This is a genomic window from Bartonella sp. B10 (genome assembly GCF_053794435.1).
Window position 1 is genome coordinate 466,960 of sequence record NZ_CP200030.1, and the last position, 15,010, is coordinate 481,969.

General features: G+C 37.5%; 15 protein-coding genes and 1 pseudogene. 2 read left to right on the plus strand and 14 right to left on the minus strand.

Features of this window, described 5'->3' with window-relative positions; genetic code table 11:
• Positions 1 to 149: 149 nt before the first annotated feature.
• Both typA and ppa read left to right on the plus strand, forming a co-directional pair.
• On the plus strand, positions 150 to 1,970 hold the full coding sequence (gene typA, locus V3565_RS01995) for a translational GTPase TypA (RefSeq protein ID WP_455478660.1): 1,821 nt from the start codon (positions 150 to 152) through the stop codon (positions 1,968 to 1,970).
• A 74-nt stretch (positions 1,971 to 2,044) separates the two neighbouring features.
• A complete protein-coding gene (gene ppa / locus V3565_RS02000) occupies positions 2,045 to 2,575 on the plus strand; it encodes an inorganic diphosphatase (RefSeq protein WP_455478661.1) in 531 nt (176 codons plus the stop codon).
• 72 nt (positions 2,576 to 2,647) lie between these two features.
• On the opposite strand, the gene V3565_RS02005 is transcribed toward ppa, so the two are convergent.
• The 14 genes and pseudogenes from V3565_RS02005 to V3565_RS02070 all read right to left on the minus strand — a co-directional run bounded on the left by V3565_RS02005 (position 2,648) and on the right by V3565_RS02070 (position 14,666).
• Positions 2,648 to 2,947, minus strand: coding sequence for a DUF167 domain-containing protein (locus V3565_RS02005; protein ID WP_455478662.1), 300 nt, complete (start codon positions 2,945 to 2,947; stop codon positions 2,648 to 2,650).
• A gap of 24 nt (positions 2,948 to 2,971) precedes the next feature.
• Positions 2,972 to 3,265 carry a YggT family protein gene (locus V3565_RS02010; protein ID WP_455478663.1) on the minus strand — a complete coding sequence of 98 codons (294 nt, stop codon included), beginning with the start codon at positions 3,263 to 3,265 and terminating at the stop codon, positions 2,972 to 2,974.
• A 250-nt stretch (positions 3,266 to 3,515) separates the two neighbouring features.
• Positions 3,516 to 4,112, minus strand: coding sequence for an invasion associated locus B family protein (locus tag V3565_RS02015; protein WP_455478664.1), 597 nt, complete (start codon positions 4,110 to 4,112; stop codon positions 3,516 to 3,518).
• Between the two features lie 123 nt (positions 4,113 to 4,235).
• Positions 4,236 to 4,757 carry an RNA pyrophosphohydrolase gene (locus V3565_RS02020; RefSeq protein ID WP_455478665.1) on the minus strand — a complete coding sequence of 174 codons (522 nt, stop codon included), beginning with the start codon at positions 4,755 to 4,757 and terminating at the stop codon, positions 4,236 to 4,238.
• Positions 4,758 to 4,796: 39 nt separating this feature from the next.
• Positions 4,797 to 6,107, minus strand: coding sequence for a S41 family peptidase (locus V3565_RS02025; RefSeq protein ID WP_455478666.1), 1,311 nt, complete (start codon positions 6,105 to 6,107; stop codon positions 4,797 to 4,799).
• Positions 6,097 to 7,378: pseudogene (locus tag V3565_RS02030) on the minus strand (murein hydrolase activator EnvC family protein). Before V3565_RS02030 ends, V3565_RS02025 begins: the two are co-directional and overlap by 11 nt.
• A 100-nt stretch (positions 7,379 to 7,478) precedes the next feature.
• The gene (gene rlmH, locus V3565_RS02035; protein WP_455478667.1) at positions 7,479 to 7,961 is read right to left on the minus strand and encodes a 23S rRNA (pseudouridine(1915)-N(3))-methyltransferase RlmH; all 483 of its coding nucleotides are present in this window, start codon (positions 7,959 to 7,961) and stop codon (positions 7,479 to 7,481) included.
• Between the two features lies 1 nt (position 7,962).
• The gene (gene rsfS, locus V3565_RS02040) at positions 7,963 to 8,406 is read right to left on the minus strand and encodes a ribosome silencing factor (protein ID WP_455478902.1); all 444 of its coding nucleotides are present in this window, start codon (positions 8,404 to 8,406) and stop codon (positions 7,963 to 7,965) included.
• 50 nt (positions 8,407 to 8,456) lie between these two features.
• Complete coding sequence (locus tag V3565_RS02045; protein ID WP_455478668.1) at positions 8,457 to 9,050, minus strand: nicotinate-nucleotide adenylyltransferase; 594 nt, start codon at positions 9,048 to 9,050, stop codon at positions 8,457 to 8,459.
• A gap of 29 nt (positions 9,051 to 9,079) precedes the next feature.
• Positions 9,080 to 10,336, minus strand: coding sequence for a glutamate-5-semialdehyde dehydrogenase (locus V3565_RS02050; protein WP_455478669.1), 1,257 nt, complete (start codon positions 10,334 to 10,336; stop codon positions 9,080 to 9,082).
• A gap of 48 nt (positions 10,337 to 10,384) precedes the next feature.
• Complete coding sequence (proB, locus tag V3565_RS02055; RefSeq protein WP_455478670.1) at positions 10,385 to 11,524, minus strand: glutamate 5-kinase; 1,140 nt, start codon at positions 11,522 to 11,524, stop codon at positions 10,385 to 10,387.
• A gap of 5 nt (positions 11,525 to 11,529) precedes the next feature.
• Complete coding sequence (gene obgE / locus V3565_RS02060; protein WP_455478671.1) at positions 11,530 to 12,549, minus strand: GTPase ObgE; 1,020 nt, start codon at positions 12,547 to 12,549, stop codon at positions 11,530 to 11,532.
• A 95-nt stretch (positions 12,550 to 12,644) separates the two neighbouring features.
• Positions 12,645 to 13,361: an RlmE family RNA methyltransferase gene (locus V3565_RS02065; protein ID WP_455478672.1), complete on the minus strand. Its 717-nt coding sequence runs from the start codon at positions 13,359 to 13,361 to the stop codon at positions 12,645 to 12,647.
• A gap of 33 nt (positions 13,362 to 13,394) precedes the next feature.
• Entirely contained in the window at positions 13,395 to 14,666 is a 1,272-nt protein-coding gene (locus tag V3565_RS02070; protein ID WP_455478673.1) for a Ppx/GppA phosphatase family protein, read from the minus strand.
• Positions 14,667 to 15,010: the final 344 nt, after the last annotated feature.

Below are 15,010 nucleotides of genomic sequence, written 5' to 3' on the forward strand. Positions count from 1 at the left end.
GAAACCTTACTTAGATACTTTACCATAAAAACAGCTCTTCCTCTTCCAAAATTGTAAAAAAACATGTACAAGGTTTCTTTTGGTCGGAAGGTAAAGATGAAAAGGCTTTATCTAGTATGGAATTTCGTTAAACAAAAAGAAGAGATTTTATGCAATTGCGTAACATTGCCATCATTGCTCATGTTGATCATGGGAAAACAACACTCGTAGATGAGCTTCTTAAGCAATCAGGAAATTTCCGCGACAATCAGCGTACAAGTGAACGCATGATGGATTCAAACGATATTGAAAAAGAACGCGGAATTACAATTCTAGCAAAAGTAACATCTGTTGTTTGGAAAGATACTCGGATCAATATTGTTGATACGCCAGGTCACGCCGATTTTGGTGGAGAGGTCGAACGTATTTTAAATATGGTAGATGGGGCAATTGTGCTTGTTGATGCAGCTGAAGGTCCCATGCCACAAACAAAATTTGTCGTTGGCAAAGCATTAAAAGTAGGGTTACGTCCTATTGTAGCTATTAATAAAATTGACCGACCTGATGCACGCCCCGATGAAGTCATTAACGAAGTTTTTGATCTTTTCGCTGCCCTTGATGCAACAGATGAACAACTTGATTTTCCTATTCTTTATGGATCAGGCCGCGATGGATGGATGGCCGAAACTCCCGAAGAAAAAAAAGATCAAGGATTGGGTCCTTTGTTTGATCTGGTGCTTCGCCATGTCCCTTCTCCTACCGTAGCTGAAGGACCATTCCGAATGATTGGAACTATTCTTGAAGCAGATCCGTTTCTTGGAAGAATTATTACGGGACGTATTCATTCTGGATCTATTAAACCAAATCAAAATGTCAAAATTCTTGGGCAAGACGGAAAGCTCTTGGAAACTGGACGTATTTCAAAAATTTTGGCGTTTCGTGGACTAGAACGGCAACCAATTGGAGAAAGTGTTGCCGGTGATATCATCGCAATTGCAGGTCTACAAAAAGGTACCGTTGCTGATACTTTTTGTGATCCCTCAGTCAATGAACCGCTTACTGCCCAACCAATTGACCCTCCTACTGTTACTATGAGCTTTCTAGTCAATGATAGCCCCCTTGCTGGAACTGAAGGTGATAAAGTAACAAGCCGTATTATCCGCGATCGCTTATTCAAAGAAGCAGAAGGAAATGTAGCTCTTAAAATTGAAGAATCAGCTGACAAGGATTCTTTTTATGTTTCAGGACGAGGAGAGTTGCAACTTGCAGTCCTCATCGAAAATATGCGTCGTGAGGGATTTGAACTCAGTGTTTCGCGTCCACGAGTTGTTATGCAAAAAGATGAAAATGGGATAACTCTCGAACCAATCGAAGAAGTTATGATCGATGTTGACGAAGAGTACTCAGGGATTGTTGTTCAAAAAATGTCTGAGCGTAAAGGAGAAATGGTTGAACTTCGTTCCTCTGGAGGGAATCGTGTACGCCTTGTTTTTTACACACCAACTCGAGGACTTATTGGATACCAATCTGAGCTTTTAACTGATACACGAGGTACAGCAGTTATGAATCGCCTTTTTCATGCTTACGAACCTTATAAAGGAGACATTAGTGGTCGTGTCAATGGCGTTATGATTTCAAATGATACCGGTGAATCTGTTGCTTATGCTCTTTTTAACCTTGAAGACCGTGGACCTATGATAATCGATGCTGGTGTAAAAGTCTATCAAGGTATGATAATTGGTATACATTCACGTGATAACGACTTAGAAGTAAATGTCTTAAAAGGAAAAAAGCTGACCAATATGCGTGCTTCTGGAAAAGATGAAGCCGTAAAATTAACCCCTCCTATCAAAATGACATTAGAACGCGCCTTATCATGGATACAAGATGATGAACTAGTAGAAGTAACTCCCAAAAATATTCGTTTACGCAAACTCTACCTCGATCCCAATGAACGAAAACGTTTTGAAAAAACACGCTCATCAATTTAATGCTAATTTTGTAATTTCCCCGGTAAACTGTTTCATTGTAACTTTCTTAATCATGCTCCTGAAAGGATATTTATATGAATATTAAGGAAATACCTGTTGGTAAAAATCCACCAGAAGATGTTAATGTCATCATTGAAGTGCCTATTGGTGGTCAACCAATAAAATATGAAATGGACAAAAAATCTGGGGCGCTATTTGTGGATCGTTTTCTTTATACATCGATGGTTTACCCTGGAAATTATGGTTTTGTCCCACATACTCTATCAGAAGACGGTGACCCAGTTGATGTTCTTATTTGTAATACCCGTCCACTCATTCCTGGTTGTGTTATCAATGTCTGTCCCATTGGTGTCCTGATTATGGAAGACGATGGTGGTAAAGATGAAAAAATTATTGCTATCCCTACTCCAAAATTAACGCAACGATATATCAATGTTCACAATTTTACTGATCTTCCTGAAATTACATTAAAGCAAATTGAGCATTTCTTTAAACACTATAAAGATCTTGAACTTGGAAAATGGGTCAAAATTGAAGGTTGGAATGATAAAAATTTTGCACATGAATTGATTAAGAAAGCTATTGAACGCAACAAAGGATTATAACTACTTAGCAAAATAAAGCCTGTTTTCTAAACAGGCTTCGCTCTTATGCTTATTTATGTAAATATACAACACCTATAAAGATTGTAATATATTACTCAGTCTTTCTAAACATCCGGAAAAATGAACTCGTTTGTAACGTGATGTCAAGCCGCTTTTAAGAGAAATATAAGAAGATGGAATTTTCCATTGCTTTGATAAAAATTTAATTAATGCTTTATTGGCTTTCCCATCTTCAGGAACAGTGCGAAGACGTACAATTAAATACTGCCTTCCATCATCCCTGTACTCAATTCCCACTATTTTATCAGTTGAAGACTTAGGAATCAAGTATACAGACAAAACCAAACCACTTGTATAAACTTGATGAAGCATATTAACTTAACCAATGTAATATTCCTATAAGTATATATTCACATAAGTATACCACATAAAAGTACGAATAAAATAAATCAATATGAACACTATAATAGGTGAAATATCAATTGGTCCAAGATCTGGCAAAATCTTTCGAATACGCCCCAAAACTGGCTCTGTAACACGATATAAAAAATTTCCTACCAAAACGATAAAACGATTGCGAACGTTTATAATATTAAATGTATAAAGCCAAGAAAAAACAACACTTATAACTAATACATAAATGTAAATACTGAAAATCAGATCAATTGTCTGAAATAATGCATAAACCATTCTTCTTCCCTCTTTTAAACAATGAAATAGAGGAATACATAAAAGACATTTGTCAAGATGACTATTTTTATCGAATGCTGATTTTATAACCTTACACGTTCGTGTTTTTGTACAAACAGAAAATGCAAGCATCAGATTTTATCTCTATATCGTAATAATAGATGAAATAGCCAAACTGACAAATATCAAAATAAAAAAATAACTTCAAACAAAAGACGGCCTTTTAAGGCCGTCTTTACTTTATTTAAGATCATTTCTGCAAAGCAATTAGACGGTTAAGCGCATTGCTAAAACCAGCTAACTGAACAAACAAATCATTCAAAGCTGGTTCACCTGGAGCAGCAACTGTCATAGCCAATTTCAAATGCTTTCCTGCACGTAGAGCAGCTACAAAATCCTTATCAAAAACTATTGGAACAAGACAACCTGTTGGTGCACAAGTCCGAATACCAGTTTCAATAACAGCTTTACCTTCATCCACTTGTAAACGAACTGGCTTGGAAACCAAAATACCAAAAGGAACCGTCAAACTACCAGATACAACACCATCTGCATTGAGAACAATATTCATAGCCAAAACAACGCGATCTTGGTTATTCACTTCTTGACGATGCATAAAGCAAACCCTTTTATCCTCTTGTATACCACAGTTAATGCTCCATAAACCATAGGTTTCAGTCAAAGAAGAAGCACCATTTGGTAAAGAAGCTGATGCAGACTTTGCCGCAGTCGCGGACTTTGTTGTCGCTGCAGGCTTCGTTGCAGCCAAATTTGAATCTAATGCAAATGCTGAAGAAGACATACCCAAGAGAGTAAAAATTACAATCAAACTGAATAAATTTTTCATTTTATATTCCAATTCTCTATATAGATAACGAGAGCTACCTTTATTTTAACAATCATGCATAAATATTATACACAAACATAAAACATCTTAGTAAAAAAACAGTGTTTTAAAAGTATATATACTTTATAGATTTTTCATGCTACCTCGAAATTCGCTGACAACTTTTATATAAACATTCTTTTTAAAAGAAATAACAATTGAAGGTAAAATTTCCATATCAACCCATTTCCACTGATCAAACTCTGCTGTATTACCATCTGGTGGTGGATTGATTGCAATTTCGGAAAGCTCTCCTGTAAATTGAAAAGAAAACCATTTTTGCATTTGTCCACGATATCTATTCCTCAACACACATCCAATGAGCTCCTGTGGAAAATCATAATAGAACCAATCCCGTGCTTCCTTAATCAGCTTTATTGATCGGATACCTGTCTCTTCATAAAGCTCTCGACGTGCTGCATCCAGTGGCTCTTCATTCTCATCAACTCCTCCCTGAGGGAGCTGCCAAAGAGAAGATGTTTCATTATTCGCAGAATTACACGTTACTAAGCGACGCCCAACCCAAACTTTACCCTTATCATTAAACAAAAGAATCCCTACACCTTTTCGGTAAGGAAGAGTTTCAAAATTAACAGTTGTATCCATTAAATTATTACTCAAAAATCGTAAGCTGTATATCTTTTTCTACTTTAAAATATCTTTGTTAGGATCTGGTGGAAATGCTGCATGTGCCATCTCACCTCGTAAAAGTTTATAAGCCTCATTTAACTGAATATCATCTTTGGGATCTTGTGGAATAAAAGCAGCTGAACCAGATCCTTTATTGTTTTCTCGTTTCCCTTTGATATGACCTTTTAATTCAGATTCACCAAGTTTTACATCATGACTCTTGTATTCTTCAGGTAATGGTTGCTCTACAATAATATCTGGCGTGATCCCAGTCCCTTGAATCGAAGTACCAGCCGGCGTGTAATAAAGTGCGGTTGTTAAACGTAAAGCACCATTTTCACCTAAGGGAATAATTGTCTGAACAGATCCCTTACCAAAGGACTGTGTACCTAAAATCGTAGCACGACGATGATCTTGTAATGCACCTGCAACAATCTCAGATGCACTCGCCGAACCACCATTAATTAGTACGATAAGGGGCTTTCCGTTGATGATATCTCCTGGCTTAGCATCAAATCTCATCACATCATTCTTTTTTCGTCCACGAGTCGATACAATTTCACCCTTATTAAGAAAAGCACTTGAAACACTAATAGCCTGATCTAAAAGCCCACCAGGATTAAGCCGCAAATCAAGAACATACCCCTTTAGCTTAGCCGCAGGAATTTTAGACTGAATATCCTTAATTGCAGACTGAAGATTTCCAAAAGTCTGCTCAGAAAATTGAATGAGTCTTAAATATCCAATATCACCCTCAACACGATATTTAACCGCTTTTACCTTGATGATATCACGAACAACTTTAATCTCAAACGGTTTATCAACACCAGAACGAATAATTGTCAATGTAATCGGTGTTCCAGCAGCACCTCGCATCTTATTGACAGCTTCATTCAGTGTTTGACCATTCGTCTGTACACCATCGATTTTTGAAATGAGATCCCCAGCCAAAATTCCTGCTTTTGAAGCAGGCGTATCATCCATAGGAGAAACAACTTTAATTAAGTTTTTTTCCATAGTCACCTCAATACCAAGACCTCCGAATTCTCCTTTAGTAGAATCTCGCATATCTTTAGCTTCTTCAGCATTCATGTAAGATGAATGTGGATCAAGCGATGCAAGCATACCATTGATAGCACTTTCAATGAGTTTTTTATCATCTGGAACCATCACATACTGCATACGTACCCGCTCAAAAATATCACCAAAAATAGCTAACTGTTTATAAATATTACCTTCGCTATTTGCAGCTACAGACTGCATCGCAATCATTGAACTGGCGCCGAAAAACGCCCCAGCTACCAAAAAAATAACTTTACGAATCATTTTGGTTCCTTCCCAATTTTGCAGTCCTCCACCAAAGATCTGGATTTATAGGTTTACCTTGTTTTCTAAATTCAATGTAAAGAATTGGATTACTTTTGCCTATATCGAGTGCAATACTGTTCGCAACAAATTGCATCCCCATCGTGCCAAGAGGCTCACCTGAAAGAACAAACTGCCCTTGAGTCACATTAATTTTGGACATTCCAATAAGAACAATATGATAACCACTTCCAACCTTGAGAATAATTAACTGTCCGTAAGAACGAAATGGTCCAGCAAAAGCAACAAGAGCATCAGTAGGGGCTATAACAACAGCTTCTGACTCTGTTTCAATCATTTCACCAAAACGTGCAATCTGCGAACTATTATTAAAGTGTCGAACCCTCTTTCCTGAAACAGGAAAAAGTAAAGAACCTCTTTGATTTTCAAAATTGCGCAGTTCTAACAATTGTAAACTTTTCCGTACTTGTATTGATACATCAGAACCAAACTGTGACTGACGGTCAAGTTCCAAAATTAATTCTTCCAAAGACTTAGCTTTTTTAGCGAGAGCAATATTTTTCTGTTGCTGCTCTATAAGCTCTTTTTCTGAGCGTTTTTGTAATTTTGCCTTTTTGTCTAATAAAAGCTCTAAACGCTTTCGCTGTTCCGCTTGATTCTGCATTTTAATCTTTAAAGTCGTATATTCCGTAGTAATTGAGTTGCTCAAATTGGTCAACTCCCTAAAATTAGCTGTCAAATCCTGTGTTTTTTCTTGCATTTCGAGAATGATAGCTCCTAATAAAATAGAACTGCGCACAGATGCCAACACATTCTCAGGACGCACCATAAGAGCAGGAGGCGGATTAAAACCTATACGTTCTAAGATAGCAAGAACCTTCGCAAATTCATCTCTACGTTCTTTTAAACTTTGGTGCACTTGTGCTTGCTTTTTGAGCATTTTTTCAAGATTTTCTTCCCTTTCAGCAATATTATTTGCTATAGTAAGTTCTTCTTTAGCAGCTTTTATTAATGCATCAGTTAAAATGCGTTGATCCTTCTTTAAACGCTCAACTTGATCAGCAAGAAAAGCAACGCGTTCACGCGAAACAGAGATACTTTGGCGAATTTCTGTCAATGCTTTATGTGTTATCCCGAGACCAATTGTATCTTCAGCATGAGATACAGACAAGAAAAAAAACACGCTCAACGCCAGCACAACAATCATCACGCATTTCTCATACGAGCATCGCACTTTATTCATGAAGAAGCTTCTTCATTTTTTCAACCATCAATCTCTATCACATAAATTAAAAATGCTTTAAACTATGTCATTTATCTAAAACTATATTAATAAATAGCATTAATAAAAATAAAAATTATGCAAAAATATTAAACACGATGGTAAGGATGATTACTGGCAATTGTCATAGCCCGATACAATTGCTCTATAAGCAATATACGTGCAATTTGATGTGGCCATGTCATAAAACCAAAAGATAAAACAAAATCAGCGCGGTTTCTTACTCGTTCATCGTGTCCATCAGGCCCTCCCAAAGCCATTACTACGTCACGAACACCTTCATCACGATAAGACCTTAACTTTTCAGAAAAAGCACACGATGAAATCGACTTTCCGCGCTCATCTAATACAATTAATTGACACTTTTCAGGCAAAAACTCTATAAGCCTCTTTCCTTCTTCTTCCATGCGTTTACACGCCGTTTGAGCACGACTTTCTGATATTTCTTGTAATGTTTTAAAATAAAACCCAACAACCCGAGAGCACTTAGAAAAACGATCTAAATAATGGTGAACCAACTTATGTTCAGCTCCACCCTTCATACGACCAACAGCAAAAATAGAAATTTGCATCTTAATGATCCCCAAAGAAAACAGACTTTGTATTATCTAAATCCGGAGCAAAAAACATTTTTTCTAAATTATAAAAGAAACGAATTTCTGGACGAAAAATATGAACTAAAATATCACCAGTATCAATCAATACCCAATCACTATTAGAAAGCCCTTCAACACTAACTCGACCATACCCAACATTCTTCCAAGTGGATAATAAATTATCAGCAACAGCAGATACATGACGCCGCGACTGTGCCGAAGCTATAACAATATAATCAGCTAAGGATGACTTATCCTGAATATTAATGGAAATAATATCTTCCGCTTTTGTATCTTCTAAACTTTTGAGAATAACTTTTAGACCACAAGCTACCGAAAAGACCTTTTTTTCTTCTGAAAATACAACATTATTAGAATATTTTTTTGATAAGTTTTCCAGGTTAGCATCCTTTCTTATTATTTAAAACACAAAAAATTGCTTAAAGAGATTTGCAAAATCTTATAAAATATTCAAGAAAAATTATTCCTCTTCAAACGAAGATCTGTTGAAGACTGAAAAGACAAGAGCCCATGTAAATAAGTCCAAGCCGGTGGTTTCATAAAAGGTAATCGTATACTTTCTCTCTCATCCAAACGAAAATTACGGTATCTATGTGCCATAGGAAAAGAAAACGCTGACATACCCACAGAAGGACGATCAATAACTGCAATAGGGAGCATAAGTACAATGTCACGCCACCTATACCAATGATGAATTGTAGCAAAACTATCTGCACCAATAACCCATACAAAATGCACCCCTCTACAACGCGTAAGAATATAAGAAATCGTATCCACTGATACAGTACTTCCTATAGCACATTCAAAACCCGTTACACGAATCTTTGGATGATCAATGAGTTCAGAACTCAATTGCATTCTTTCATCCAAAGACAGTAATTGTGTACAATTTTTTAAAGGATTCCCTGGAGTAACCATCCACCACAATTGATCAAGACGTAAACACCGAATTGCAATTTTTGCAACAAGAAGATGTCCTGCATGCGGCGGATTAAAAGACCCACCAAAAAGACCAACTACGCTGGACTTTTCAACATAAGGCATACGATGCTTCCATGGAAAAAATGGATTCTTCAAGGCCGAACCTGTCCACTCCCTTTAATATGGTACTGAAACGATGTCAGCTGTTCAACACCTATGGGACCACGCGCATGCATTTTTCCCGTCGCGATACCAATTTCTGCTCCAAAACCAAATTCACCTCCATCAGCAAATTGTGTAGATGCGTTATGAAGCAAAATAGCCGAATCTAAATGATTAAAAAATGTCTTCACCACTCTCATATCCTCAGCAATAATTGATTCAGTATGTCCTGATGAATAACGTTTAATATGAGCAATGGCTCCCTCAATACCGTCAACTGTTTTAACAGAAAGAATTGCATCAAGATATTCATGCGACCAGTCTTCTTCAGATGCTAATTTGACATTTTGCATAAACAAAATAACATCTTCTGTTGCACGAATTTCACACCCCTTTTTCTGTAAAGTCGTCAGTACAGGAAGAAACTTTTTTAGCGCTTGGCGGTCAATTAAAACTGTCTCAACGGCTCCACAAACACCCGTCCTCCGCAACTTTGCATTCACAACAATATTACACGCCATATCTAAATCTGCCGACTGATCAATGTAAATATGGCAAATCCCCTCTAAATGCGCAAAAGTAGGGACACGTGCATCAGACTGAACACGTGCAACAAGATTTTTTCCACCACGAGGTATAATCACATCAATCGTACCATCCAATCCCTTGAGCATCTCTCCAACAGCACCACGATCTGTAGTTTTAACCATTTGAATGGTATCTTTAGGGAAATCGGCCCGCTCTAATCCTTTTACCAATGCTGAATGGAGAGCGTGGGCAGAATGAAAGCTAGCCGAACCACCACGTAAAATTACCGCATTTCCAGCTTTCAAGCATAAGGCACTTGCATCAATTGTAACATTTGGCCGGCTTTCATAAATGACTCCAATTACACCAAGAGGTGTACGCACGCGGCTTATATGAAGCCCATTTGGACGCGTCCATTCGTCTATCACTTGTCCAACGGGATCTGGCAAATAAGAAATTTGGCGAACACTATCTATAATTGCACGCAAACGAAATTCATCTAATTTGAGCCTATCAATCATCGCTGCTCTCAAATTATTTTGAGCAGCATTCTCTAAATCTCGACGATTAGCACATAAAATCTTATCTGAATAAGATTCTAGACTCAGAGCTATCATTTCCAGTGCTTTATTCTTTTGTTCAGAAGAAACAACTGTAAGCCTCGAAGCAGCACTACGTGCCCTTTTTCCCATATCCTTCATTTGTTCTTCTAAAATCATACAACCATCCATTCCCTAAAAGCAGAAAAGAAAATACACGATAACTTTTTAAGCAGAATCGATCAAGCAGCGCAAAACCATATCATTACGATGTACCATAGAAGAACGTGCTCCATACCCAAGTATAGATTCAATTTCCTCGCTTTTACGCCCCATAATGCGTACAGCTTCATCTTTACCATAACCCACAAGTCCACGAGCAATTTCAATCCCATTTTTATCAACAATTGCAACCGTATCCCCACGATTAAAGATCCCATCAATCGCAATAACCCCTGCAGCTAACAATGACTTTCCAGACTTAAGTGCCCTAACTGCTCCCTGATCAATGGTCAAAATACCCGATGGATCTAAATGGCCAGAAATCCAAGTTTTCCAAGCGTTAACAGGCTTTTCACTGGCAGCAAAAAAGCTTCTACGTTCTCCTTTGTCAATCGCCGCAAGAGGATTCATACGCTTGCCAGACGTAATAATCATAGCTGTTCCGGCGGAGTTTGCTATTTTCCCAGCATCAAGTTTGGTCTTCATCCCTCCTCGTGAAATTTCTGAAGTAGACGCATCCGCCATTTTTTCGATATCATTCGTAATTGATGCAATAAAGGGAATAAATTGAGCCGTTGGATCACGATGAGGAGACTTCGTATAAAGACCATCAATATCTGATAAAAGTATCAAAAGATCTGATCCCATCATCGTTGCAACACGTGCTGCCAAACGATCATTATCACCATAGCGAATTTCACTGGTAGCAACAGTATCATTCTCATTAATGACAGGCACCGCTCCAAAACGCAAAAGAACATTAATCGTAGCACGTGCATTGAGATAACGTCGTCGCTCTTCTGTATCAAATAAAGTGAGCAAAATTTGACCAGTTTTTAATCCATATCGAGCAAGTGCATCACCATATGTTTTAGCTAACTCAATTTGCCCCAAAGCAGCACACGCCTGACTCTCTTCTAATTTCAATGCCCCTTTAGGAAGATTTAACAACATCCTCCCTAAAGCAATAGCTCCTGAAGACACCAATAGAACTTCAACACCCTTTTTATACAGCTCAGCAACATCTTTTATTAAACTATCAAGCCATTTATCCCGTAAACCTGTCTGATGATCAATCAAAAGTGCAGATCCAATCTTAATCACAATGCGTTTATAATGTGCAAGCTCTTTTAATCCAACTGCCATCTTAGTCAATCCTGCTCTCTATAGACATCTTCTTTGCGTGCCATTTCAATAACATGTGCACCAGCACGCAGTACATTTTCTAAACCTTCACGACTAAACGCAGAAAACATCATAACAGACTTACCGGTTACTTTTTGCAAAATATTTTGTTTGGCTTTGCGCTCTTCAATCGAGAGAACATCGATCTGACTTAAAGCGACAATTTCAGTCTTATCACTCAGATTATTTCCGTATGCTTCAAGTTCATTACGGATAGTATGGTATGCTTTTTCTACATTCTCCTCTTGAGCAGAAATTAAATGGAGTAGTACACGACAACGTTCTACATGCCCTAAAAAACGATCCCCAATCCCTACACCTTGGTGTGCACCTTCAATCAAACCAGGAATATCAGCAAAAACAAACTCACGAGCATCAATACGTGCAACCCCAAGATGAGGATGTAGAGTGGTAAAAGGATAATCTGCAATTTTTGGTTTTGCAGCTGTTACTGACGCTAAAAAGGTTGACTTTCCAGCATTAGGCAAACCAATAATGCCCCCATCAGCAATTAATTTCAAACGTAACCACAATGTACGTTCCTCCCCAGCTAAACCTGGATTTGCACGGCGGGGCGCCCGATTTGTAGATGTTGTGAAATGAAGATTTCCAAACCCCCCATTACCTCCTTTTGCAAGACGGTAACGTTGTCCAATTTCTGTTAAATCACAAATCAACGTTTCATTATCTTCTTCAAAAATCTGCGTTCCGACAGGAACTTTAAGGATGATATCATCACCCTTTTCACCTGTCATATTACGTCCTTTTCCATGCCCTCCTGTTTTTGCTCTAAAATGCTGCTGATAACGATAATCAATCAATGTATTGAGACCATCCACAACAAGAGCAAAAACATCACCACCACGTCCTCCATTACCCCCATCCGGACCTCCAAATTCTATAAATTTTTCACGACGAAATGATATTGCTCCCGCTCCTCCATTACCAGAACGAATATAGACTTTAGCTTGATCAAGAAATTTCATAAGAACACTCACTGAGGAATCAAATTCCTCTATCTTCATCTATAGATAATACATCCATTGTATTAATTTTTCATCATCTACAAAAGATAAAATAATTATCTTCCTTCTTTTTTTCCTTTAAACTCAAGGGCTAGAAGATAAAGTTCAACTGATTCTGCTCGACTTGCAGCTGGCTTAACATGATGAACTGTTTTAAAATTCTGTTTCAACGTAGTAAGAAGAGTATTTTCTGCTCCTCCTTGAAAAGCCTTTGCTAAAAAATGTCCTCCAAATTTGAGAACTGAAAGAGCAAAATCAGCAGCAGCTTCACATAAATAAATTGTTCTTAAATGATCTGTTTGACGATGACCCGTTGTCGGTGCTGCCATATCAGAAAGAATTACATCTGGTTTTTTTCCTAAAGCATCAATTAATTTCTTTGGTGCATCTATATGCAGAAAATCCATTTCTAACACAACAACTCCAGGTAATGGATCTACATGTAAATAATCAATACCAACCACACTGGGACTTTGAAGATTTGATTCTACTATATGTGAAGCTACCTGACACCATCCACCAGGTGCAGCTCCCAAATCAATAATACTTTGACCTTTTTTAAGAAATTTATAACGTTCATTAATTTCGATAAGCTTATAGGCAGAACGCGAACGATAGCCATCTACTTTTGATCGATGTACGTAAGGATCGTTCAAATGCCTTTCTAACCATCGCCGTGATGACGCTTTAATGGTTCCTGCTTTTTTCTTCACGTGTTGATATAATCTATGTGATCCAGAACCGCCAGTCGGTGTTTTTGTCATTTTTTTCATAATTATTCATTATCTCCATATTCTAGGAAAATACTAACGCTCGAAGCTTTTTCCTTTTTTATGACGAAACCACACACCATCACGCAACATAAGATCTATCAAAATTCCTTCTCTTAATCCACGATCAGCAACTCTTAATCGCTGACTAGGCCAAACTTCTCGAATAGCATCTAAAATAGCACATCCAGCCAAAACTAAATCTGCTCTATCTCGTCCAATACAAGGATTAGTTATTCGTTTTTGTATGTCCCATGATAGTAAACGCTTTGTCATGAGAGTAATGTCTGCATTATTCATCCAAATGCCATCAACCTGATTCCGATCATAACGCTCTAAATTGAGGTATATTCCTGCTAAAGTCGTAATCGTTCCAGAAGTTCCCAAAAGATGGAATCGTGACCCTTGAGCTAAAGCTCCTAGTTTATAACGATCTGAAAAGTTGTTTAAAAACCCCCGCACATAGCTTTTCATCTCTTCAAAGTCATCTAAACTAACATCGTTGCCCCCAAAACGTTCAGCAAGCGTGACAACCCCAACAGGAAGAGAAGTCCAAGCTGTAATTTGTTCTGCTAAACACAAAGAACGTTTTTGAGAAACATCAAGGAGTGCAATTTCTGATGATCCACCCCCAATATCAAACAACACAAGCGCATCAGTATCTGGTTCAATGAGCGTACCACACCCTGAAACAGCAAAACGTGCCTCCGTTTCCCGATCAACAATTTCCAATTCAAGCCCAGTCTCATCTAAAACACGCTGAATAAAATATTTGCCATTTTTAGCTGAGCGACAAGCTTCTGTAGCAACAAAACGATAGCGCCTAATTTGCCTTTGTTTTAGCTTTAAACAGCAAACTTTCAATGCTTCAATTGCTCGATCCATGGCTTGTGTATTAAGAAAACCGCTATTTACTAAACCTTCTCCTAACCGTACAATACGTGAAAAAGTATCAACGACTCGAAAATACCCAGGTTTACTAGGAGATGCAATAAGAAGACGACAGTTATTCGTTCCCAAATCAAGTGCTGCATAAAGAGGTGAAGAAACAGATATTTTGTGACCTTTTATTTTGCTACCTGCTCTTATCCTACAAGTTCTATTCGATCGCATAGGCGCTTGTTTCTTTTTCCAATTTCTTTTGCACAGCTGTTGCTTCACATCAACATGAACCGAATACCCCCCTGTCTGCAATAATGCAGAATGATCATCTTTATTATCATCATGACAATCACATAATTGTTCTATGTTAGTACCATATTCCCTCCCTTGCTTCGGCTCTTTTGAACCATAATCTAACGAAGTCATTTTTCCTTATCCTTTGAGTATTTTTTTCCTCAAATAATCCAAACACAAAAACCATTTTTTAATTATTAAAGCTACACATAACAACCCTGCGTTCAATTAACAATATCAAGAAAATATTATCTATTTTTCTATCATCAAGATTTTTTAAGATATCATCATCCAAGATTAAATTTCTAAAAAAATTTTACTGCGATAGTAGCTCTCTTAAAAGATTTTGAACTATCAATTAGTCGTTTATGGTGACATGTATTTTTATGATCTATCAGCCTTTGTTTGTATAACTTACGTTGAACAAAAATGTGAGAAACTTAATTGTATTTTATATTCACAAAATGTTCATTAAG